This is a genomic window from Caballeronia sp. RCC_10, assembly GCF_041360715.1.
Taxonomy (GTDB): Bacteria; Pseudomonadota; Gammaproteobacteria; order Burkholderiales; family Burkholderiaceae; genus Caballeronia; species Caballeronia grimmiae.
The window spans coordinates 346,352-367,439 of record NZ_JBFUPT010000003.1; the positions used below are offsets into that span (position 1 = coordinate 346,352).

21 protein-coding genes are annotated in these 21,088 nt (G+C 63.2%); 16 read left to right on the forward strand and 5 right to left on the reverse strand.

The genetic code is table 11. From position 1 onward, the window contains the following. Positions 1 to 108 precede the first annotated feature (108 nt). The gene (gene mgrA, locus AB6804_RS09285; RefSeq protein ID WP_035962020.1) at positions 109 to 1,152 is read right to left on the reverse strand and encodes an L-glyceraldehyde 3-phosphate reductase; all 1,044 of its coding nucleotides are present in this window, start codon (positions 1,150 to 1,152) and stop codon (positions 109 to 111) included. Between the two features lie 193 nt (positions 1,153 to 1,345). Between mgrA and AB6804_RS09290 the strand changes: the two genes are divergently transcribed. Together AB6804_RS09290 and AB6804_RS09295 are read left to right on the forward strand one after the other, a co-directional pair. Next, positions 1,346 to 2,140, forward strand: a complete 795-nt coding sequence (locus AB6804_RS09290) for a mechanosensitive ion channel family protein (protein WP_370886196.1) — start codon at positions 1,346 to 1,348, stop codon at positions 2,138 to 2,140. 64 nt (positions 2,141 to 2,204) lie between these two features. After that, the gene (locus AB6804_RS09295; protein ID WP_035962024.1) at positions 2,205 to 2,408 is read left to right on the forward strand and encodes a DUF3185 family protein; all 204 of its coding nucleotides are present in this window, start codon (positions 2,205 to 2,207) and stop codon (positions 2,406 to 2,408) included. A gap of 10 nt (positions 2,409 to 2,418) precedes the next feature. On the opposite strand, the gene AB6804_RS09300 is transcribed toward AB6804_RS09295, so the two are convergent. Next, positions 2,419 to 3,195 (reverse strand): phytanoyl-CoA dioxygenase family protein, encoded by a 777-nt coding sequence (locus tag AB6804_RS09300; protein WP_370886197.1) that lies wholly within the window; start codon positions 3,193 to 3,195, stop codon positions 2,419 to 2,421. Between the two features lie 324 nt (positions 3,196 to 3,519). Between AB6804_RS09300 and AB6804_RS09305 the strand changes: the two genes are divergently transcribed. Beyond that, on the forward strand, positions 3,520 to 3,870 hold the full coding sequence (locus AB6804_RS09305) for a hypothetical protein (protein ID WP_370886198.1): 351 nt from the start codon (positions 3,520 to 3,522) through the stop codon (positions 3,868 to 3,870). Positions 3,871 to 3,956: 86 nt separating this feature from the next. Here the strand turns inward: AB6804_RS09305 and metK are convergent, their stop codons facing one another. Beyond that, positions 3,957 to 5,144 (reverse strand): methionine adenosyltransferase, encoded by a 1,188-nt coding sequence (gene metK, locus AB6804_RS09310; RefSeq protein WP_035962031.1) that lies wholly within the window; start codon positions 5,142 to 5,144, stop codon positions 3,957 to 3,959. Between the two features lie 271 nt (positions 5,145 to 5,415). Between metK and AB6804_RS09315 the strand changes: the two genes are divergently transcribed. The 12 genes from AB6804_RS09315 to AB6804_RS09370 all read left to right on the forward strand — a co-directional run bounded on the left by AB6804_RS09315 (position 5,416) and on the right by AB6804_RS09370 (position 18,452). Continuing rightward, positions 5,416 to 6,300 carry a lipid A biosynthesis lauroyl acyltransferase gene (locus AB6804_RS09315; protein ID WP_370886199.1) on the forward strand — a complete coding sequence of 295 codons (885 nt, stop codon included), beginning with the start codon at positions 5,416 to 5,418 and terminating at the stop codon, positions 6,298 to 6,300. A 51-nt stretch (positions 6,301 to 6,351) separates the two neighbouring features. Next, complete coding sequence (gene dapF / locus AB6804_RS09320; RefSeq protein WP_370886200.1) at positions 6,352 to 7,224, forward strand: diaminopimelate epimerase; 873 nt, start codon at positions 6,352 to 6,354, stop codon at positions 7,222 to 7,224. A 33-nt stretch (positions 7,225 to 7,257) separates the two neighbouring features. Next, complete coding sequence (locus tag AB6804_RS09325) at positions 7,258 to 7,974, forward strand: DUF484 family protein (RefSeq protein WP_370886201.1); 717 nt, start codon at positions 7,258 to 7,260, stop codon at positions 7,972 to 7,974. A 7-nt stretch (positions 7,975 to 7,981) separates the two neighbouring features. Further along, positions 7,982 to 8,923, forward strand: a complete 942-nt coding sequence (gene xerC / locus AB6804_RS09330; protein WP_370886202.1) for a tyrosine recombinase XerC — start codon at positions 7,982 to 7,984, stop codon at positions 8,921 to 8,923. Positions 8,924 to 8,957: 34 nt separating this feature from the next. Beyond that, positions 8,958 to 10,157, forward strand: coding sequence for a class I SAM-dependent rRNA methyltransferase (locus tag AB6804_RS09335; protein ID WP_370886281.1), 1,200 nt, complete (start codon positions 8,958 to 8,960; stop codon positions 10,155 to 10,157). A 107-nt stretch (positions 10,158 to 10,264) separates the two neighbouring features. Continuing rightward, positions 10,265 to 11,335 carry a GTP-binding protein gene (locus AB6804_RS09340; RefSeq protein WP_370886203.1) on the forward strand — a complete coding sequence of 357 codons (1,071 nt, stop codon included), beginning with the start codon at positions 10,265 to 10,267 and terminating at the stop codon, positions 11,333 to 11,335. Between the two features lie 559 nt (positions 11,336 to 11,894). Continuing rightward, positions 11,895 to 12,311 carry an RNA polymerase-binding protein DksA gene (gene dksA, locus AB6804_RS09345; protein ID WP_035962045.1) on the forward strand — a complete coding sequence of 139 codons (417 nt, stop codon included), beginning with the start codon at positions 11,895 to 11,897 and terminating at the stop codon, positions 12,309 to 12,311. A gap of 354 nt (positions 12,312 to 12,665) precedes the next feature. Further along, positions 12,666 to 13,202, forward strand: coding sequence for an ATP-dependent protease subunit HslV (gene hslV, locus AB6804_RS09350; protein ID WP_035962047.1), 537 nt, complete (start codon positions 12,666 to 12,668; stop codon positions 13,200 to 13,202). A 12-nt stretch (positions 13,203 to 13,214) separates the two neighbouring features. Further along, a complete protein-coding gene (gene hslU / locus AB6804_RS09355; protein ID WP_370886204.1) occupies positions 13,215 to 14,552 on the forward strand; it encodes an ATP-dependent protease ATPase subunit HslU in 1,338 nt (445 codons plus the stop codon). A 339-nt stretch (positions 14,553 to 14,891) separates the two neighbouring features. Next, positions 14,892 to 15,974 (forward strand): bifunctional DNA-binding transcriptional regulator/O6-methylguanine-DNA methyltransferase Ada, encoded by a 1,083-nt coding sequence (gene ada / locus AB6804_RS09360; RefSeq protein ID WP_370886205.1) that lies wholly within the window; start codon positions 14,892 to 14,894, stop codon positions 15,972 to 15,974. A 203-nt stretch (positions 15,975 to 16,177) separates the two neighbouring features. Beyond that, entirely contained in the window at positions 16,178 to 17,797 is a 1,620-nt protein-coding gene (gshA, locus tag AB6804_RS09365) for a glutamate--cysteine ligase (protein ID WP_370886206.1), read from the forward strand. Between the two features lie 148 nt (positions 17,798 to 17,945). Further along, positions 17,946 to 18,452 (forward strand): hypothetical protein, encoded by a 507-nt coding sequence (locus AB6804_RS09370; protein WP_370886207.1) that lies wholly within the window; start codon positions 17,946 to 17,948, stop codon positions 18,450 to 18,452. A gap of 10 nt (positions 18,453 to 18,462) precedes the next feature. Here AB6804_RS09370 and AB6804_RS09375 read toward each other — a convergent pair whose 3' ends face one another. Together AB6804_RS09375 and AB6804_RS09380 are read right to left on the reverse strand one after the other, a co-directional pair. Next, a complete protein-coding gene (locus AB6804_RS09375) occupies positions 18,463 to 20,034 on the reverse strand; it encodes a DHA2 family efflux MFS transporter permease subunit (RefSeq protein ID WP_370886208.1) in 1,572 nt (523 codons plus the stop codon). Between the two features lie 91 nt (positions 20,035 to 20,125). Next, the gene (locus AB6804_RS09380; RefSeq protein WP_370886209.1) at positions 20,126 to 20,608 is read right to left on the reverse strand and encodes a MarR family winged helix-turn-helix transcriptional regulator; all 483 of its coding nucleotides are present in this window, start codon (positions 20,606 to 20,608) and stop codon (positions 20,126 to 20,128) included. Between the two features lie 183 nt (positions 20,609 to 20,791). On the opposite strand from AB6804_RS09380, the gene AB6804_RS09385 reads away from it, so the two are divergent. After that, on the forward strand, positions 20,792 to 21,082 hold the full coding sequence (locus tag AB6804_RS09385) for a hypothetical protein (protein ID WP_370886210.1): 291 nt from the start codon (positions 20,792 to 20,794) through the stop codon (positions 21,080 to 21,082). Positions 21,083 to 21,088: the final 6 nt, after the last annotated feature.

Genomic DNA, 21,088 nt, shown 5'->3' on the forward strand with positions numbered 1-21,088 from the left:
GCCCATTCATTGCTGATCGGCAATAAACGGCCGGGAGCACGCATCATAGCAACCGACGCCGCGCCTATCCCGAAATACCCTTCCGGCAGAAGGCGGCAGGGTCGCCGTTCAGACTCGCTGATCCGTCGACGGCTTTTCCCACAGGTTGATGCCGCCTTCCTGCGCGTGCTGGTCGATTTCCGCCAGTTCTTCTGCACTGAACTCAAGGTTCTTCAACGCGCCGACGTTCTCGACGACCTGTTCCGCACGGCTCGCGCCGATCAGCACCGACGTCACGCGCCCGTCGCGCAACGCCCACGCGAGCGCCATCTGAGCGAGGCTCTGGCCGCGCCGCTGCGCCAGTTCGTTGAGCTTGCGGACATGGGCGAGGTTCGCATCGCTCAGATGTTCCTGCTTCAGCGATCCGCCGCCCGGCTTGTTGACGCGCGCATCCTGCGGCACGCCGTTCAGATACTTGCTCGTCAGCAAGCCTTGCGCGAGCGGCGTGAACGCGATGCTGCCCGCGCCGACATCATCGAGCGTGTCGAGCAGTTCGTGCTCGATCCAGCGATTTAGCATGTTGTACGACGGCTGATGGATCAGCAGCGGCACCTTGTGCTCGGCCAGCAGTTTCGCCATTTCGCGCGTTTTCGCGGCGGAATACGACGAAATCCCGACATACAGCGCCTTGCCCGAATGCACGGCCGTCGCCAGGGCGCCTGCGGTTTCTTCGAGCGGCGTGTCGGCATCGAAACGATGCGAATAGAAAATATCGACGTAATCGAGGCCCATGCGCTTCAGGCTCTGATCGAGGCTCGCGAGCACGTACTTGCGCGATCCGCCGCCCTGACCGTACGGACCGGGCCACATGTCCCAGCCCGCTTTCGACGAAATCAGCAGTTCGTCGCGATACGGCCGGAAGTCGTCCTTGAACAGGCGGCCGAAGTTCGACTCCGCGCTGCCGTACGGCGGGCCGTAGTTATTCGCTAGATCGAAGTGCGTGATGCCGTGGTCGAACGCTGCGCGCAGGATTTCGCGCTGCGTCGACAGCGGCGTCGTGTCGCCGAAGTTGTGCCAGAGACCCAGCGACAACGCCGGCAGTTTCAGTCCGCTCTTGCCGCATGTGCGGTATTGCATCTGCGTGTAGCGCTCTGAAGCTGCTTCGTAAGCCATGACGGATTTCCTTTGCGAGTTGCGGAATTGAACTAACTTTGACAAGCGTAAGCGGCCGATGTCCGGAAGCTTGCGATACGCTCGCGGGTCCGGTCAAAGCCGACAATGGTAAGCCAAACGGCGCGGGCGCGAGCGAGGCGCTGCGGCCGTCCCGCCATCCGGGAATCATTCACATGCAATTAAGGAGAGTCTCGTGGACCCAATCGACAAACTGCGTCCCGCCTACGATTTCATGCTCACGCTCGGGCTGACTTACGGCGTCAACATCCTGATGGCGATTCTGATCGTCGCTATCGGCTGGTGGATTTCGAACGCCGTCTCGAACGCGCTGCGGCGCACGCTGAGCCGCACGAATGTCGATGCGACGCTTACGCCGGTGCTCGCGAGCCTCGCAATGTGGGCGATACGCGTCGTCGCGATCGTCGCTGCGCTCGGCAAGTTCGGCATCGCGGCGGCGAGCATTCTGACGGTGCTGGGCGCGGCGGGACTGGCCATCGGCCTGGCGCTGCAGGGCACGCTGCAAAACATCGCGGCGGGGCTGATGCTTCTGCTGCTGCGGCCCTTCCGTGTGGGCGATTACATCGAGGGCATCGGCGTGACGGCGGGAACGGTCAACGAAATTGGCCTCTTCACGACGCGTCTCACGAAGGCCGACGGCATCGTCATGTATGTGCCCAACAGCATCATCTGGGCGAATCCCGTGACGAACTACAGCGCGAACGAACGCCGCCGCGTCGTGCTCAACTTCCTCGTGCAGCATGGACAGGACGTCGAGCGCGTGCTCGCCGAACTGCGCCGGATGGTGGCTCAGGATGCGCGCATCGTCCAGGAAGGCGCGTCGGCGCCGTGGATCGCCGTCACGGATTACACGGATACCGGCGTCAAGTTCAACGTGGGCGTATGGACGAGCGCCGCCGATCATCCCGGCGTCCAGGCGGACCTGCTGCGTCAGATTCAGCCGCTGACGCGCGTGCCCGTCGCCGCGTGACTGGACGCGTTCGGGCGCGCCTTGTAAGCTGGCGCGCCCCATCCCGAAAAGAACGAGGACACGTATGACCCGGGCGATTTCTGTTGCGTTGCTGATCGGCGGCGTCGTGCTGCTTTACTTCGGCGGTCAGTCGTTCCATTCGCTGAGCAACGATGTATCGCGATTCTTCACCGGTTCGCCGACGAACAAGACGATCTGGCTGATCGCGGGCGGCATCGTCGCGTCGCTGGCGGGTCTGATCGGCCTCGCGTTGCCGTCGAAGCGCTGAAACCGGCGCGTCAGATCAGCGCGACTTCCGGCTTCGACGCCGAGCGCGTGCCCGGCAGCGGAGCGTTGCTGGCGCCGCGATACGTGTAGACGAGCGAGAACTTCACCTGCTCGGTCAGGTTCTTGCCCGCCGAATGCAGCGTATTGCAGTGAAAGAACACGACATCGCCCTTTTTGAGCGCCGGTGAAAACGCCGTGCGAATCAGCGCGGTGTTCTCCGGCAGGTCCGCGCGGAAAAACTTTGCCTCGTCGAAACGGTCCGACGTGAACGCCAGCCGATGCGATCGCGGCACGAACCAGAGCGCGCCGTTATCGACGGTTTCGTCGCCGAGCGCGACCCACGCGGACACCAGGTCGTCGCGCTCGAACGCCCAGTAACGCACATCGCGATGCCAGCCCGTCAGGCTGCCGTACGCGGGGTGCTTCGTCATCACGCAGTTGTGATGCGCGCGCGAAAGATACGGCGTCTCGCCGAAATAAAGCTCCATCCAGCCGCGCACTTCCGGCGACGTCGCGAATTCCGCGAAAAACGCGTGGCGCGCGTACGCGTCGAGCAGACGTCGCACGGTTTGCCCGCCCGGCGCATGCCTGGATTGCGGCGCGCCGGGATACCGCAGGTCGGCTTCGTATTCCACGGGCGCGGCAGCTTCAGCCAGTTGCCGTTGGGCGACTTCGCGCATCTCGTCGCAACGCGCGTCGGGCACGAGCCCGTTCACGATGACGAAGCCCGTCTCGCGCAACTCCTGCACTTGCTCTTTCTTCGATTTCAGCGACGTTTGTTCAAACATGTTCGTTCAGCCTAAGCGCGGCGAGCGCATCGCCTCATGCCGCCAGCGCGATACCCGAAATTGGGGCGAATACGAACATTGTAAGTCGGACGCGGCGCGACAGCCCGTGCAGTCGGGCCTTTCATTCGCCATTTGAAGCGTTCGCTTTACTATTCGGCAGGGAAAACGTGGACTTAACGCAGTAATAAAGCTCTTGTACATTGACTGCATCGATTCGGTGCAACTTCGCATCCAAGGTCGAATCGAAGCCTTGAACACTAATCTGAGACAACTATCGTCAAGTTTGCGATCGACCTCGAACACGCAAACGGACGCTCTGCCGACATGACCCAACGTATCGCTACTGGCCTTCGACGCGTCGCATCGAGCGCCGCGCGGCCCGCCCGGCGCGGCGTGACCCGCGCGTTGCGCCATCATTCCGCGCGCACGCAGGCGCTCGCGGAGCAAATCAGGAGCGTGCATCCTGTCGACGGCATCCGCTCCTGGTTTCGCGGATTCTTCTTCAGCATCCGCGTGCGCGCGGCTTCGCGCAGCGTTTCGCTTAAGACGCTGCTGCGGCGTCCGATGCAACTGCGCGCTCCGACGCCCAAGCCGAAGAGCACTACGCTGACGAGCCGCCGGCCGCGTCGCGTGTCGGCGAGCAGCGCCGGCTGGTACGACTTCGCGGTGCGCTGAAAGCCGTACGCGGCTTTACGAACGGCAATAAAAAAACCGGCAGGCGCAACGCCTGCCGGTTTTTTATTGTCGGCCCCGCGCCAGCTTCACGCCACGCGCGCGACCGGTTCGGTGCCTGCTGCTTCAGCCAGCACGAGCGCCTTGTCCGTGGCTTCCCACGAGAATTCCGGCTCTTCGCGGCCGAAGTGGCCATAAGCCGCCGACTTCTCGTAGATCGGGCGCAGCAGGTCCAGCATCTGGATGATGCCCTTCGGACGCAGGTCGAAGTGTTCCAGCACGAGCTTGGTGATCTCCGCATCCGACACGCGGCCGGTGCCGAATGTGTTGACCATGACGGAAGTCGGGCGCGCCACGCCGATCGCATACGACACCTGAATCAGCGCACGCGAAGCCAGCCCCGCCGCGACGATGTTCTTTGCCACATAGCGGCCCGCGTAAGCCGCCGAGCGGTCGACCTTCGACGGGTCCTTGCCCGAGAATGCGCCGCCGCCGTGCGGAGCCGCGCCGCCGTACGTATCGACGATGATCTTGCGGCCCGTCAGACCGCAATCGCCTTGCGGACCGCCGATCACGAACCGGCCCGTCGGGTTCACCAGGAACTTGATGTCGCCCTTGATGAGTTCCTTCGGCAGCGTCGGCTTGATGACTTCTTCGATCACCGCTTCGCGCAGTTGCGTAAGGTCGATGTCCGGCGAGTGCTGCGTGGACAGCACGACGGTATCGATAGAGTGCGGCTTGCCGTCGACATAACGCACGGTGACTTGCGACTTCGCATCCGGTCGCAGCCAGGGCAGACGGCCATCGCGGCGCAGGTTCGCCTGGCGCTCGACCAGACGGTGCGAAAGGTGGATCGGCAGCGGCATGAGTTCGGGCGTTTCGTCGCATGCATAGCCGAACATCAGGCCCTGGTCGCCGGCGCCTTGATCGAGGTTGTCGTCGTGCGCCTTGTTCACGCCTTGCGCGATGTCCGGCGATTGCTTGTCATAAGCGACGAGCACCGCGCAGCCGCGATAGTCGATGCCGTAATCGGTGTTGTCGTAGCCGATGCGCTTGATGGTGTCGCGCGCAATCTGGATGTAATCGACGTTGGCGCTGGTCGTGATTTCGCCCGCGAGGACGACGAGACCCGTATTGCAGAGCGTTTCCGCTGCGACGCGCGAGTATTTGTCCTGCGACAAGATGGCGTCGAGGATGGCGTCGGAGATTTGGTCGGCGACCTTGTCCGGGTGGCCTTCGGAAACGGATTCGGAAGTAAAGAGATAGTCGTTCGACACGCTTCAGACTCCAATTGAGTACGGTTGAGATTCACGTAGCCGGCTTCTTTTGGAGTCTGAAGCGGCGACGCTTTAGCGGATGTCCTTTCTCCGGCTTCTGCCCGATCTGATCAGGCTTCGGCCGGCTTCGCCCCGCAAGTTGTCCATTAACTCGGCGAAGGTCTTATTATACCGGTTTCCCGTGTTTTCACAGAGCCGAACGCTTGTTGTCATTCGCCCCGCGTCAATATTCCGCTCCACGCTGCCGCCCCTCTGTTCGCTGGGGCACGTCATGCTAGGGCGCATCGGTGTATCGCTTGCCATTGGCTTTCTCAAGTTTCTGGCGATCATTCCTTATGGCGTCACCGCCCGTTTCGGCGACGGCCTCGGCTGGCTGCTCTATCAGATTCCCAGCCGCCGCCGGCGCATCGTGCATACGAATCTGAAACTCTGCTTCCCCGAATGGACGCCAGAGCGTCGCGAGGAAGTTGCGCAGAAGCATTTCCGCCATGCTATCCGCAGCTACGTCGAGCGCAGCGTGCAATGGTTCGGCTCCGCAAAGAAGCTCGAAAAGCTGGTCGAAGTCGATAGCGCCATCGATCTCACCGATCCCGATCTGCCGCCGACGCTGTTCCTCGGTCTGCACTTCGTCGGCATCGAGGCGGGATCGATCTTTCTGAACTACTCGCTGCATCGGCGGTGCGGATCGCTTTATCAGCCGTTTTCGAATCCGCAGATCGAAGCGGTAGCGAAAGCGCAGCGCGCGCGCTTCGGCGCCGACATGGCGAGCCGCGCGGACAGCGCGCGCGTCGTGCTGCGCTGGCTGCGCGACCGCAAGCCCGTGATGCTCGGCGCGGACATGGATTACGGCATGCGCAACTCGACGTTCGTGCCGTTCTTCGGCATACCGACGTGTACGCTCACCGCCGTCGGCCGGCTCGCGAAGACGGGGAAGGCGCAAGTCGTGCCGTTCATCGGCGAAGTGTTGCCGAACTACAAGGGTTATCGGCTGAAGGTATTCGAGCCGTGGCAGAACTACCCGACCGGCGACGACGTCGCGGACGCGCGCCGCATGAACGAATTTCTCGAAGAGCAGATTCCGCGCATTCCGGAACAGTATTACTGGGTCCACAAGCGTTTCAAGACGCGGCCGCCCGGCGAGCCCGGCTTTTATTGAGCGCCGACACGGCGTCGAACGGCGCTGCATCGCTCACATACAATAGCGGCCATGAAACTCAAGTTCACCAAGATGCAGGGCGCGGGCAACGACTTCGTCGTGCTCGACGGCTACTCGCAGACGCTCGATCCGAGCCCCGCGCAAGTGCGCGCGCTCGCCGACCGTCATTTCGGCGTGGGCGCGGACCAGTTGCTGCTCGTCGAAAAGCCGACTATCGAAGGCGTCGATTTCAAATATCGCATCTTCAATTGCGATGGCGGCGAAGTCGAGCATTGCGGCAATGGCGCGCGCTGCTTCGTGAAGTTCGTGCGCGATCGCGGCCTCACCGATGCGTCGACCATTCGCGTGCAGGTTCAGAAAGGCGTCATCACACTGACGATGCAGGAAGACGGTGAAGTCATCGTCGACATGAGCACGCCGGTATTCGATCCGCCCGACGTGCCGTTCGACGCGCACGGTCTCGAAGGCCGCCGCGAAGGCAAGGACACGCTCTGGCCGATCGACGTGGCCGGCGAAACGCGCTGGATCTCCGCCGTGTCGATGGGCAACCCGCACGCGGTGCAGGTCGTGGAGGATGTCGAAGCGTATCCCGTGCTGACGGAAGGCCCGCTCGTCGAGCGCCACGCGCGCTTTCCGAAGCGCGTCAACGCGGGCTTCATGCAGATCGTCGATCGCCATTCGGTCAAGCTGCGCGTCTACGAGCGCGGCGCGGGCGAAACGCTCGCGTGCGGCACCGGCGCGTGCGCGGCGGTGGCGGCAGGCATCCGCCGCGGTCTGCTCGATTCGCCGGTGCGCGTCGAAACGCACGGCGGCACGCTGACGATCCGCTGGGACGGCGCGCGCGACGAATCCGCCGCGCTCTTCATGGCCGGCCCCGCGACCACGGTGTTCGAAGGTGAAATCGAGCTTCCCGGCATCGGCTGAGCCGGACCACGCATTTATTTGTATCAGGCAAACATGAATCCACGCGAAGTCGCCGACTATCTGATCGAGAACCCCGATTTTTTCGTCGAGCACGCTGAACTGCTCGGCACCATCCGGCTGTCGAACCCGCATGGCAAGGCCGCTGTGTCGCTGCAGGAACGGCAGATGGAAATGCTGCGCGACAAGAACAAGCAACTCGAACGGCGTCTCGCCGAACTGCTGCGCTACGGCCACGAAAACGACAGCATTTCAACGAAGTTCAACCGCTGGACCACGCGCGTGATCGGTCAGCGCGATCCGCACGCATTGCCGGCCACCATCAGCGGCGGCCTGTGCGAAGTCTTCGACGTGCCGCACGCCGCACTGCGCGTGTGGGATGTCGATGAAGCGTACCGCCAGGCCGATTTCGCGCGTCACGTCGGCGAGGAAGTGCGCATTTTCGCGCACAGTCTGGATGCGCCTTACTGCGGCGCGAACAGCGGTTTCGCGGCGGCGCAGTGGCTGGGCGCGGCGAATTCGGCATCGGCAACGAGCGGCGCGGCGGGCGGCGCATCCGCCGAGCGCGGCGTTCAGTCGGTTGCGCTACTCGCGTTGCGCGATCCGCAAGCCGGTCCGGATGCGCCCGCGTTCGGCCTGCTCGTCATGGGATCGCCCGATGCCCGCCGTTTCCACGACGGCATGGCCACCGATTTCCTCACGCAGATCGGCGTGCTGGCCAGCGCGGCGCTGAGCCGTCTGCTGCCGAACTGAGCCACTCATGACCGACGCCGCCGACAACGCGCCAAGCGATCCGATCGCCGCCTATCTGGCGATGCTCGAGCACGAGCGGCGTCTGTCCGAACACACGCTGCGCGGCTACACGTACGAACTCGGCGAACTTCGCGCGATCGCGAAAGGCCGCCCGCTCGAAACGCTGGTCGCGGCGGACATGCGCGGCGCGGTCGTTCGGGCGCACGCGGCGGGCCTGTCGTCGCGCTCGATTGCGCATCGGTTGTCGGCCTGGCGCGCGTTCTATCGATGGCTGGCCGAGCGTGTGCCGATGCCCGCAAATCCGGTCGCGACCGTGCGCGCGCCCAAGCGCGAGAAGATGCTGCCGAAGGCGCTTTCCGTCGATGACGCCATGACGCTGATGGACGCGCCGCAAGCCGGCACGCCCGAAGCGCTGCGCGATCACGCAATCCTGGAACTCTTTTATTCGTCGGGATTGCGGCTCGCGGAGCTCGTCGGGCTGGATGTTCAGTTCGTCGAGAAAGACGGCTATCGGTCGGCGGGCTGGCTCGATCTCGCGCACGAAGAAGTGACCGTGCTCGGCAAGGGCGGTCGCCGGCGTTCGGTGCCGGTCGGCCGCAAGGCGATCGACGCACTGCGCGCGTGGATCGAGGTCCGCGATCAGTTCATCCGGCTCGATCCGCATCCGCTCTTTCTGTCGGTGCGCGGCAATCGCATGTCGCCGGGCGTCGTGCGCGAGCGCGTCAAGCGCATGGCGTTGATGGCCGGCATCCCGACGAACGTTCATCCGCACGTGCTGCGCCATTCGTTCGCCACGCACGTGCTGCAGTCGAGCGGCGATCTGCGCGCGGTGCAGGAACTGCTCGGCCATGCGAGCATCACCGCGACGCAGGTTTATACGTCGCTCGATTTTCAGCATCTCGCCCGCGTCTACGACTCGGCGCATCCGCGCGCAAAGAAGCGCGACTAACTTCGAGCGCGCCTTGCGCGCTCTCATCTACGCAATGAATACCATCACGCTCAAACCGGCGAAGGACAAGTCGCTTGTTCGCCGCCATCCGTGGATTTACGCGAACGCCATCGCGCGCGTCGACGGCAATCCCGCGCCCGGAGCGACCGTCACCGTGCGCGCCGCCGACGGCCGTTTTCTCGCGCGGGCATCGTACAGTCCGCATTCGCAGATCCGTGCGCGCGTCTGGACCTTCGACGAAGCCGAGCCCGTCGATCACGCTTTCTTCAAGCGTCGCGTGCAGCGCGCGGTCGCGCATCGGCAAGCGATGATTCGCGATACCGGCGCGACGCGTCTCGTCTTCGGCGAAGCGGACGGCTTGCCGGGACTGATCGTCGATTACTACGTCGCGGATCAGGGCGCGCATTCGCAACTCGTCTGCCAGTTCATGGCGACGGGCGTCGAAGCGTGGAAGGACGCGATCGTGCAGGCGCTCATCGCGGCGACCGGCTGCCCGAACGTCTATGAGCGCTCGGACGTGTCGATCCGCCAAAAGGAAGGGCTGGAGCAAATCACGGGCGTGCTCGCCGGCGATCCGCCGCCCGAGACGCTCATCACGAACGAATGCGGCGTGCGTTATCACGTCGACGTGCGCAACGGTCACAAGACAGGCTTCTACGTCGACCAGCGCGATAACCGCGTGCTCGTGCAGCAGAACGCGCAAGGCCGCGAAGTGCTCAACTGCTTCTGCTACACGGGCGGTTTCTCGCTGGCCGCGCTGAAAGGCGGGGCGACGCGCGTGGTCTCGGTCGATTCATCGGGCGAAGCGCTCGCCCTGGCGCGGGAGAACGTAAAGGCCAACGGTTTCGATGCGGACAAAGCCGAATGGCTCGACGCCGACGCCTTCAAGACGCTGCGCCGTCTCTACGACGAAGGCCAGCGCTTCGACCTGATCGTGCTCGACCCGCCGAAGTTCGCGCCGTCGCGCGAAACCGTCGATCGCGCCGCGCGGGCCTACAAGGACATCAACCTGAGCGGCTTCAAGCTGCTGCGTCCGGGCGGCCTGCTCTTCACCTATTCGTGCTCCGGCGCGATCCATTCGGAGCTGTTTCAGAAGATCGTCGCGGGCGCCGCCGCCGATGCCCGCGTCGATGCGCGCATCCTCAAGCGGTTGGGCGCGGGCGTCGATCATCCGCTGCTGACGGCGTTTCCCGAAGGCGAGTACCTGAAAGGGCTGCTGTTGCAAATCGCGTGAACGGCCTTATTTGAGCGCGATGGCAGGCGCAGCATCGGCTTGACGAATATGTTTCAATAGGCGATTCGACGCGATTCCCGAACACTGACAAGGAAACAGGCGACAACATGATTCCCGTAACCATCCTGACCGGCTTCCTCGGCAGCGGAAAGACGACGCTGCTCAAGCGCATTTTGAACGAGAAGCACGGCATGAAGATCGCCGTGATCGAGAACGAGTTCGGCGAAGAGAACATCGACAACGAAATTCTCGTGCAGGACACGAACGAGCAGATCATTCAGATGAGCAACGGCTGCATCTGCTGCACGATTCGCGGCGATCTGGCGCGTGCGCTCGAAGACCTGGCGAACCGCAAGAAGGCCGGCACGCTCGACTTCGATCGCGTGGTGATCGAAACCACCGGCCTCGCGAATCCGGGCCCGGTCGCGCAGACGTTCTTCATGGATAACACTGTCGCCGACGAATTCCTGCTCGACGCGATCATCACGCTCGTCGATGCCAAGCACGCGAACGCGCAGCTCGATCAACAAGAAGTGGTGCAGCGCCAGGTCGGCTTCGCGGATCGCCTGTTCATCACGAAGTCCGATCTCGTCGACGCAGACGCGCTCGAGGCGCTGAAGCATCGCCTGCTGCACATGAACCCGCGCGCCGCGATCAAGGTCGTCAATTTCGGCGAAGCGGACATCAAGGAAATCTTCGATCTGCGCGGCTTCAATCTGAACTCGAAGCTGGAGATCGATCCGGACTTCCTCGCGGAAGACGATCACGATCACGATCACGCGCACGACCACGATCACGATCACGACCATGCGACGTGCGGTCACGATCACAGCCACGATCACGAGCATCACCACCATCATCATCACGCGCATCACGATGACAAGATCAAGTCGTTCGTGTATCGCAGCGACAAGCCGTTCGATCCGAACCGTCTCGAAGACTTCCTCGGCGGCATTCTGCAGATCTACGGCGAACGGCTTCTGCGCTACAAGGGCGTGCTGTATATGAAGGGCGTGGATCGCAAGGTCGTGTTTCAGGGCGTCCATCAGATGATGGGCAGCGACCTCGCGGGCAAGTGGCTTCCGGTCGAGAAGAAGAACAGCAAGATGGTGTTCATCGGTATCGAACTGCCGAAGGACCTCATCACCGACGGCCTCGACGCCTGTCTCGTGAAGTGATGCGCAATGGATGCGTGTCCGGCACGCATCTGGCTTGCACGTGCGACGGCGCCTCACGGCGCAACGCATGAAACGATGAAACGCCGCCGTGAATTTTCGCGTGCGGCGTTTTTCGTGATGCTTTTCTTTCGCGATGTGTAATCACCCCCACGAACGGACATCGCTTTTTGCACGTTCAGGCGTTATATTTTTGAGATTCCGACAATTTTTGACAGGGTTTTCCGTAGGTTTAGTCGGAAATTGCGGTTCAGTTACAATACAGCCCCACTGGAGAAGGGCAGATCCGATCGGCGCGCGTCGCAAGCGCTTTACCGTCGGGTTTCAGAAGAAGGGATGTCCCGAGGGACGATGTCTCGACTGGCCGGGGAGGGCCGGTCAGGCGGAGCGCCAGGCGGGCCGCGAGTTGCCGGAGTGCAGCTACGGAGCAGCATCCAATATCGGTTTCCAGAGGAGTTCGGTCCCGCATCGAGTGTCGCGTGATGCCAAAACGCTGCAGGCATGCGGGTAACGCAAGTGCGGGCGTCGCGAAGACATCGCCCTACATTGAAGAAGCAAGCAGATGACAACGAAACTCTTGACCGAAGCCGAAATCCTGAAGATGAGCGAGAAGGACTACATGAACGAGGAACAACTCGCCTTCTTCAAGAACCGGCTCGAGCAGTTGCAAGCGGACATTCTCAAGAATGCCGGCCAGACGACGGAAAATCTGCGGGAAACGGTGATCGTGCCGGATCCGGCGGACCGCGCAACCATCGAGGAAGAGCATGCACTGGAACTGCGCACGCGCGACCGTGAGCGCAAGCTTCTGAAGAAGGTGCAGCAATCGCTCGCGCGCATCGAATCCGGCGATTACGGCTGGTGCGAGGAAACGGGCGAGCCGATCGGCATTCCGCGCCTGATCGCGCGTCCGACCGCCACGCTCTCGCTCGAAGCGCAAGAACGGCGCGAACTGCGCCAGAAGCTCTTCGGCGACTGAAGCGCGCGCCGCATGCGGCGAGATCGCGGGGTCGCCCCGCGACGGGGGAATCGCCGCCGCGAGAAATGGCTGTTCATCCCGCAGCCACTTGAAAAGGCACACGATCGACGTGTGCCTTTTTGCTTATCCGGCGCCGTCATCACGCTGCGCTCGCACACTTGATAAATCGCGCCACGCCCTAAGATAAACAAAACGTGCCTGCTCAAAGCAAGGCGCGCGCGCGGCGCCGTACGCCTCTCGCCTCATCGGCCGGCGGAACCCCGCGCCGTGCACTCCATCGAATTCTCGACTGCGTGGCGGCTCGACAGTCTTCGCGAAGCCGCCCGCGTTCTTCTGTTTTCTTAAGGAACGCACATGGAACAATTTCACGGCACGACCATCGTCTCCGTGCGGCGCGGCGGCAAAGTCGCGTTGGGCGGCGATGGTCAGGTGACGCTCGGCAACATCGTCATGAAGGGCGGCGCCAGGAAAGTGCGCCGCATCTATGGCGGCAAGGTGCTGGTCGGATTCGCCGGCGGCACCGCCGACGCGTTCTCGCTGCTCGACCGCTTCGAAGCCAAGCTCGAAAAGCATCAGGGCAATCTCACGCGCGCCGCCGTCGAACTCGCCAAGGACTGGCGCACCGACCGCATGCTGCGCCGGCTCGAAGCCATGCTCATTACCGCAGACAAGGACGCGACGCTCGTCATCACCGGCAACGGCGACGTGCTCGATCCCGAAAACGGCATCTGCGCGATCGGTTCCGGCGGCGCCTACGCCCAGGCCGCCGCGCAGGCGCTCGCGGAAAACACCGAACTCGCGCCGCGCGACATCGTCGAGAAAGCGCTGACGATCGCCGGCGATATGTGCATCTATACCAATCACAATCGCGTCATCGAGACGATCGAATAAAGGACCCCCGCGATGACCACCATGACTCCCTCCGAAATCGTCTCCGAACTCGACAAACACATCATCGGGCAGGGACGCGCGAAGAAAGCCGTCGCCGTCGCGCTGCGCAACCGCTGGCGCCGTCAGCAGGTCGCGGAGCCGCTGCGTCAGGAAATCACGCCGAAGAACATTCTGATGATCGGGCCGACGGGCGTCGGCAAGACTGAAATTGCGCGACGTCTCGCGAAACTCGCGGACGCGCCGTTCATCAAGATCGAAGCGACCAAGTTCACTGAAGTCGGCTACGTGGGCCGCGATGTCGACAGTATCGTGCGCGATCTGATCGAGATTTCGGTGAAGCAGACGCGTGAATCGGAAATGAAGAAGGTTCGCACGAAGGCCGAGGATCGCGCCGAAGACCGCATCCTCGACATTCTGCTGCCGACGGCGCGGCCGGTCGGTTTCGGCGCGGCGGAAACTTCGAACGAAGGCGACAACACCACGCGTCAGACCTTCCGCAAGCGTCTGCGCGAAGGCGCGCTGGACGACAAGGAAATCGAGCTCGACGTGGAAATGCCGCAAGCCGGCATGGACATCATGGGGCCGCCGGGCATGGAGGACATGACCGAGCAGATTCGCTCGATGTTCGCGAACATCGGCGGCGGCAAAAAGACTCGTCGGAAAGTGAAGGTCAAGGAAGCGCTCAAGCTCCTGACCGACGAGGAAGCCGGCAAGATGCTCAACGACGAAGAGGTCAAGAGCCGGGCGGTTCAGAATGTCGAGCAGAACGGCATCGTGTTTCTGGATGAAATCGACAAGATCGCGTCGCGCAGCGAAGTCGGCGGGGCGGAAGTGTCGCGTGCGGGCGTGCAGCGGGATTTGCTGCCGCTCGTCGAAGGCACGACGATCAACACGAAGTACGGGATGATCAAGACGGATCACATTCTGTTCATCGCGAGCGGCGCGTTCCATCTCGCGAAGCCGAGCGACCTCATTCCCGAATTGCAGGGCCGTTTCCCGATCCGCGTCGAACTCGATTCGCTTTCGGTGCAGGACTTCGAATCGATTCTGAATTCGACCGATGCCAGCCTCGTCAAGCAGTACAAGGCGCTGCTCGCAACTGAAGAGGTCGAACTCGATTTCGACGACGACGGCATCCGCCGGCTTGCCGAGATCGCGTACTCGGTCAACGAAAAGACGGAGAACATCGGCGCGCGACGGCTTTATACGGTCATCGAAAAGTTGCTGGAAGAAGTGTCGTTCGCGGCGGGCAACCACACGGGCCAGCCGGTGAAGATCGATGCGGCTTACGTCGATCGTGCGCTGGGCGAAGTGGCGCAGGACGAGGACTTGTCGCGGTACGTGCTGTAACGCGAATCGCCGACGAGCAAACCGGGCCGCGCGCCCGGTTTTTTTACGCCGGCGCTACACGGACCGCAAAAGCGACAGGCGAAAAAAAACCCGCCTGGTCGGCGGGTTGAATCCATATCAGGAGGAGACATGGAGGAGACAGTTCCAATCATACACAGCGTGTTGATGCGACGCAATAGTTTTTCTAGTAAAAACCCCTATGGCGTCGATGTGTGGTATCTGTGCGTCACTTTTTGTGACGCGCTGGACGAATCGCACGATGACAGAGCAAGAAACGGCGCGTAACCTCGTCGGCGCGGCGATACAGTGGACGCGTACCCTGAAGCCGCCGAGGTTCCCATGAATACCGCCCGCATCGACCTTCCCTATCAGTCAGACGAAAGCCGCTGGCAAGCCGTCGCCGAGCGCGACACCCGCGCCGACGGCGCATTCTTCTTCGCCGTGCGCACGACAGGCGTGTTTTGCCGGCCGTCGTGCGCGTCGCGGGCGCCGCGTCGCGAGAATGTCTCTTTCTTCACGACGACAGACGAAGCCGCCGCCGCCGGATATCGTCCGTGCAAACGCTGTCAGCCGACGAGCCTGCCGCGCGAACTCGCGATCGTCGAACGCGCATGCAAGGCGCTCGACGCCGATCCGCAGCAGCGCATGACGCTCGCGCAGCTGAGTGAAGCCGTGCACGTCAGCCCGTTCCACTTGCAAAGGCTGTTCACGCGGATCGTCGGCATTTCGCCGCGGCAGTATCAGGCGGCGCAGCGTGCCGGCGTGCTGCGCGACGCGCTGCAACGCGGCCGCGACGTGACTCGCGCGACGCACGACGCGGGCTTCTCGCCTTCGCGGCTGTACGAAGCGGCGGCGACGGAACTCGGCATGACGCCATCGGCCTATCGGCGCAAGGGCGCGGGACTCACGGTGCGCTACGTCACCGCCGATACGCCGCTCGGCGTCGTGCTGATCGCGGCGACGGACAAGGGCGTCTGCAAGATCGCTTTCGGCAATGACCGTGACGCGCTCATCGGCCAGCTTGCGGCGGATTTCGCGCAGGCCGCGCGCATCGAGGACGCCGCGCGTCTCGCGCCGTTCGTCGCGCAGATTCGCGCGTATCTTCAAGGCACGCGCGAACGTTTCGACTTGCCGCTCGACATCGGCGCAACCGCGTTTCAACAGCGCGTGTGGGACGCGCTGATGCGCATTCCGTACGGGCAGACGCGCAGCTACACGGAGATCGCGGCGTCGGTCGGATCGCCCGGCGCGGTGCGGGCGGTGGCTAACGCATGCGCATCGAACCCGGTGGCGCTGGCGATTCCGTGTCATCGCGTGATCGGGAAGGACGGTGCGATCGCCGGCTATCGGTGGGGACTGGCGCGCAAGGAAACGCTGCTCGACACCGAGCGCACGCATAAGGAAGCGGGCGAAATCGCCTGACGAGCCGTACCGAATACGCGCCCGCCGTCGTCGCGACGCGCGGGCGTTTTCTTGTCGCGAAAAGACTGCGAGACGGACGTGCAAACGGCGCACAGCCAGGCCTGTTGTCACCTCAAGCACGCGCAACATCGAAATGTTAAAGTGCCCGCTACCCGAAAATATGACCGGGCGCGAGCCGCTCGCGCTCCTCGCACAACGCTTCGATGGCAAATAAGAATTCCGCTCACCCCGCAGCCGGCGCATATCAGCGCAGGCTTGCCGCGCTTGCGTCCGGCCCGCACGCCGATGCGCTGCGCCAAGGCTTGCGCGGCATCGAGAAAGAAAGCCTGCGCGTGACGCCCAAGGGCGAGCTCGCGATGACGCCGCATCCGCGCGCGCTCGGATCGCCGCTGACGCATCCGCTCATCACGACCGACTACTCCGAGGCGCTCGTCGAGCTGATCACGCCCGCCGAAGCAGACGCTGCGCGCGCCATCGAGCGGCTCGATTCGATTCATCGCTTCGTGTACGCGCATCTCGGCGACGAGCTGCTGTGGAACAACTCGATGCCCAACGCGCTGCCGCCGGACGATCAGATTCCGATCGGACAGTACGGCACGTCGAACATCGGCAAGCTGAAGCACGTCTACCGGCAGGGGCTGTCGCTGCGCTACGGCCGAACGATGCAGTGCATCGCGGGCATCCACTACAACTATTCGCTCGACGATCAGGTCTGGCGCGCGTGGCAGGCGCTCGAACCGGCGATCACGCTGACGGAGCAGGACTTCCGCTCGCAGCGTTACTTCGCGCTGATCCGCAACTTCCGGCGCACGAGCTGGCTGCTGATGTATCTGTTCGGAGCGTCGCCGGCGCTGGACAAGCGTTTCGTCGAAGGGAAACGGCATTCGCTCGAAGCGTTCGACGCCGATACGTTCTACTTGCCGCACGCGACCAGCCTGCGCATGAGCGACCTCGGCTACACGAACAATCCCGCGCAAGCGGATTTGCTGCCGAGCTACGACAACCTCGACGCCTATCTCGACGTGCTCGCCAAAGCCGTCAGCCAGCCGTATGCGCCATACGAGGCCATCGGCACGCAGCGAGACGGCGAGTGGGTGCAGATCAACACCAACGTGTTGCAAATCGAGAACGAGTTCTACTCGACGATCCGCCCGAAACGCATCACGCGATCCGGCGAGCGGCCGCTGCATGCGCTGGCCGAACGCGGCGTGCAGTACATCGAAGTGCGTTGCCTCGACATCGATCCTTTCGCACCCGCCGGCATCTCGCTGGAAACGGCGCGTTTTCTGGACGCGTATCTGCTTTATTGCGCACTCGAAGACAGCCCGCTGATGCCGCGCGAGGAGAGTATCGAAGCGAACGACAACTTCAGCGCGATCACCAAGGAAGGACGCAAGCCCGGTCTGACGCTTCAACGCGACGGCGCGCCGGTGTCGATGCAGCAATGGGCGAATGAACTGTTCGATGCCATCGAACCGGTCGCGGCGACGCTGGACAAGCTAATCGGCACGGGCGATCACGTGCGCGCGCTCGAGGCGCTTCGTCCGCGCATCGCGGATGCGTCACTCACGCCGTCTGCCCGCGTCCTCCAGACGATGCACGACAAGCAGCAATCCTTCCACGCGTTCGCGCTCGACGTGAGCCTGCGGCACGCGGAGCACTATCGCCGGAATCCGCTGCCGGCGGACGAGGAGCGCGAGATGCAGGCGCTCGCGGCGAAGTCGCTGGAAGAGCAGGCCGCCATCGAGCGCAACGAAACCGAATCGTTCGATGCGTTCGTCGCTGCTTATCGCGACTACAAGCTCACGCGCGCCGACGCCTGAGAAGCGCAGGTGTTTCTTGCCGCACCGCTTCGGGCGACCGGAAAGAAGTTCCCGATTTGAAACAGAGGGCAACGCGCCGAACATCATCGGCGGTGGCTGGTCGAAAATCGGCTCTTTATCGATCAAACGGGGACGCGGGGGATATGCGATGAACCACAAACTGATAAGCGCGGCTGCGTCGCTCGTATTGCTTGCCGGCTGCGCCACGGATACGCACGTCAGCAGCCAGACGATGGAGCAGGCCACCGCGCCGCTCACCTGCATGAGCAAGCTCGAGTGCGACGCCTGGTGGGCGCGCGCGCAGGTCTGGGTGACGAATCACTCGGAGTACAAGCTGCAGGCCATCACGGATGCCATCATCCAGACGGCGGGACCGTCGAGCGGCAAGCGCGCGCTTGCGTATCAGATCACCAAGACGCCGAGCAACGAAGGCACAGCGACCATCGGTTTCGCCGCGCATTGCGACAGCCCGCTCGGCTGCGAGCCGAATCCGTGGGCGGCGGGCGCGGATTTCAAGAACTTCGTGCGCAACGGCGCGCCGCGCCCCGCCATGTCGACGCCGCAGGCGGTGCAAACGCCGTCTGCGCCGCAGCCCGTGCCGCTCAATCTCGACAGCCAGCCCGGCCAGTCGGTCGCGCCGCTGACGCCGCAGTAAGCGCGACGCGTCAGTGTCCCATCGACGCTGACGCGCCTTTCTTCGGACGCGTCAGCCACACCATCGCGGCCAGCACGATGAACGCATAGAAGGAAATGCGGAAGAAATCGTTCGTCGACATCATGTACGCCTGAGCCGTCACCACGCGATCCAGTTGCGCCGCCACCGCCTGCCCGGACAAGCCGAGGCCGGAGAGCGCGTTGGTGTATTCCGTCGTCGTGGATGAATACGCGGTGACGGACTCCGTCAGCACCGCGTGATGGCGGATCATGTCGTTTTCCCAGAACGTCGTGCTGACCGCCGTGCCGATCGCGCCTGACAACGTCCGCAGGAAGTTCGACAGTCCCGCCGCGCCCGCGAGCCGGTCGTCGGACACGCTGGAGAGCGTGATGGTCGTCATCGGCACGAAGAAACACGCCACGCCGATGCCCTGCACCAGCCGGGGATAAATGATGTCGTGGAACGGCGTGTCGAGCGTGAACGTCGAGTTCCAGTACGACACGAGCGCGAACACGATGAACGCGAAGCTCGCCACCACGCGCAGATTCATGCGATGCATGTTCTGGCCGATCATCGGCGACAGCACGAGCGCGAGAATGCCGACGGGCGCGGTCGCCAGCCCGGCAAGCCACGGCGTGTAGCCGAGCACGGTCTGCAACCAGAGCGGCAGCACGACGACGGAACCGAAGAACGCGAGAAAGCCGAGCGAGGTGATGAGCACGCCCATCGCGAAGTTGCGGTCGCGGAACAGCGACAGGTCGATGACCGGCTCCTTCTCGGTGATCTCCCACACGAACATGAACGCGAGCGACACGGCCGCGACGATCGCCAGCGTGACGATGAACTTCGAACTGAACCAATCGCGGTCCTTGCCGAGGTCGAGCATCATCTGGAGGCTCGCAACGCCGATCACGAGCAGCGTCAGCCCGACGCCGTCGATGCGCTGCTTCGTCGTCTTCGTCTCATGGCCGCGCAGCAGGAAGTACGCGATCGCCGCCGAGAAGATGCCGATCGGCACGTTGATATAGAAGATCCACGGCCACGTGTAGTTGTCGGTGATGTAGCCGCCCATCACGGGGCCGAAGATCGGCGCGACGATAACGGTCATCGCCCACAGGCCGAGCGCGAGGCCGCGCTTCTCCGGCGGATAGCTGCGCATGAGGATGGTCTGCGACAGCGGGACCATCGGACCGGAGACGAGGCCTTGCAGCAGCCGGAACGCGATCAGCGACTCGAAGCTGTTCGCGAAGCCGCAGAGCGCCGAGGCGACCGAGAACAGCAGCACGGAAATCGTGAACAGCTTGACCTCGCCGACGCGGCGTGCGAGCCAGCCCGTCAGCGGCACCGCAATCGCGGATGCCACCGAGTACGACGAGATGACCCACGTGCCTTCGCTCGTGGCGACACCGAGGCTGCCTGAAATCGTCGGCACCGCGACGTTGGCGATGGACGTATCCAGCACTTCCATGAACGTGCCGAGAGCGAGGCCCATCGTCAGCAACGCGAGGATGCCGCCGGCGAGCGGCGTCGGGGCGGGCGGTTGGGCGTCGTTGGCCTGGTCGGTCGCTGCGGTCGTAGACATTTTTATTCTTGCTCCGGCGTTTTGAAAGTAAGTGCCGCGTCATTCTCTGCCCAGACAGTGAAACGGGCAGCGTTAAAGCATGGTGGCCGCGTTAATCGAGCGTGCAGCCGGGGCTTGCGTCGGTTGGCGAGTTATCGATTACGCGCGACAGCATCGCGATGAGCGAATCGAGTTCCGCGCGGCTGAAACCGTGCAGTTGCTCATTGAGCACTGCGGCGCCGATCGCCGGAAGCCGCGCCGCCGCCTCGTGCCCGCGCTCGCTCAGCGCGAGTTCGACGATGCGCCGGTCAGTGTCGCTGCGTGTGCGCCGCACGAAGCCTTTCTTTTCGAGCCGGTCGAGCATGCGCGTCATCGAACCGCTGTCGTACGACATCTCGCGCGACAGTTCCAGCGGCGTGCGTGCCCGTCCGGACGCCAGACAGAGAATCACGCCGATCTGCTGCGAGGTCAGGCCGAGCGGCTTCAACGCCTGATCCGTCCGCGCCATCAGCACGTTGCGCGCCTTGGCGAGGTAATAGCCGAGGCTGGTTTCAAGCTGAATCGTGGCGGGATCGTAGAGCGGTTCGCTGTCCATTCGGTGATGACGTCGGGCGCGGCGTGCCGCGATACAACAGGTCGTAAAAAAGCAGACAGCAGTATCTTGAAAAGTAGTTGCTTAGTCAATATTATTTGATGCAACGCGTCACGCGCTTTTTGCGCCGCCCGAAACCATGTTTTGATTCCAGCCGCGTCACTACCACGACGTCAGGACCATCCGATGACCCGCCTTGCCAACACCGCCCGCCGACGCTTCGGCCAAGTCAGCAGCACGATCGCCCGAGCTTCCCGTCAGTTCGTCCCGTCGAAACTGAATGCGTGGAAGCTCGCGCTGTATCTGATCGTGTTCTTGCTGCCGGGCGGCTCGTTCGCGGTGCTCGGGATGGGGTGGTTCGAGAATCGGCATCGACGGAAAAGCGCCGATGCGGCTGCGGCCACGGTTTCCGAGCGCCGCTTGCTCGCGCCACCGGCCGCGCCGTGTCAGGGAAGCTGCGGCGCGACGGGCCGTTGAAGTAAC

What these genes read in the sequence shown, in the direction of transcription:
- mgrA (WP_035962020.1), bottom strand. Translation starts at nt 1,152, where the DNA reads ATGGCTTACGAAGCAGCTTCAGAGCGCTACACGCAGATGCAATACCGC.
- AB6804_RS09295 (WP_035962024.1), top strand. Translation starts at nt 2,205, where the DNA reads ATGACCCGGGCGATTTCTGTTGCGTTGCTGATCGGCGGCGTCGTGCTG.
- AB6804_RS09300 (WP_370886197.1), bottom strand. Translation starts at nt 3,195, where the DNA reads ATGTTTGAACAAACGTCGCTGAAATCGAAGAAAGAGCAAGTGCAGGAG.
- AB6804_RS09305 (WP_370886198.1), top strand. Translation starts at nt 3,520, where the DNA reads ATGACCCAACGTATCGCTACTGGCCTTCGACGCGTCGCATCGAGCGCC.
- AB6804_RS09315 (WP_370886199.1), top strand. Translation starts at nt 5,416, where the DNA reads ATGCTAGGGCGCATCGGTGTATCGCTTGCCATTGGCTTTCTCAAGTTT.
- dapF (WP_370886200.1), top strand. Translation starts at nt 6,352, where the DNA reads ATGAAACTCAAGTTCACCAAGATGCAGGGCGCGGGCAACGACTTCGTC.
- AB6804_RS09325 (WP_370886201.1), top strand. Translation starts at nt 7,258, where the DNA reads ATGAATCCACGCGAAGTCGCCGACTATCTGATCGAGAACCCCGATTTT.
- xerC (WP_370886202.1), top strand. Translation starts at nt 7,982, where the DNA reads ATGACCGACGCCGCCGACAACGCGCCAAGCGATCCGATCGCCGCCTAT.
- AB6804_RS09335 (WP_370886281.1), top strand. Translation starts at nt 8,958, where the DNA reads ATGAATACCATCACGCTCAAACCGGCGAAGGACAAGTCGCTTGTTCGC.
- AB6804_RS09340 (WP_370886203.1), top strand. Translation starts at nt 10,265, where the DNA reads ATGATTCCCGTAACCATCCTGACCGGCTTCCTCGGCAGCGGAAAGACG.
- dksA (WP_035962045.1), top strand. Translation starts at nt 11,895, where the DNA reads ATGACAACGAAACTCTTGACCGAAGCCGAAATCCTGAAGATGAGCGAG.
- hslV (WP_035962047.1), top strand. Translation starts at nt 12,666, where the DNA reads ATGGAACAATTTCACGGCACGACCATCGTCTCCGTGCGGCGCGGCGGC.
- hslU (WP_370886204.1), top strand. Translation starts at nt 13,215, where the DNA reads ATGACCACCATGACTCCCTCCGAAATCGTCTCCGAACTCGACAAACAC.
- ada (WP_370886205.1), top strand. Translation starts at nt 14,892, where the DNA reads ATGAATACCGCCCGCATCGACCTTCCCTATCAGTCAGACGAAAGCCGC.
- gshA (WP_370886206.1), top strand. Translation starts at nt 16,178, where the DNA reads ATGGCAAATAAGAATTCCGCTCACCCCGCAGCCGGCGCATATCAGCGC.
- AB6804_RS09370 (WP_370886207.1), top strand. Translation starts at nt 17,946, where the DNA reads ATGAACCACAAACTGATAAGCGCGGCTGCGTCGCTCGTATTGCTTGCC.
- AB6804_RS09375 (WP_370886208.1), bottom strand. Translation starts at nt 20,034, where the DNA reads ATGTCTACGACCGCAGCGACCGACCAGGCCAACGACGCCCAACCGCCC.
- AB6804_RS09380 (WP_370886209.1), bottom strand. Translation starts at nt 20,608, where the DNA reads ATGGACAGCGAACCGCTCTACGATCCCGCCACGATTCAGCTTGAAACC.
- AB6804_RS09385 (WP_370886210.1), top strand. Translation starts at nt 20,792, where the DNA reads ATGACCCGCCTTGCCAACACCGCCCGCCGACGCTTCGGCCAAGTCAGC.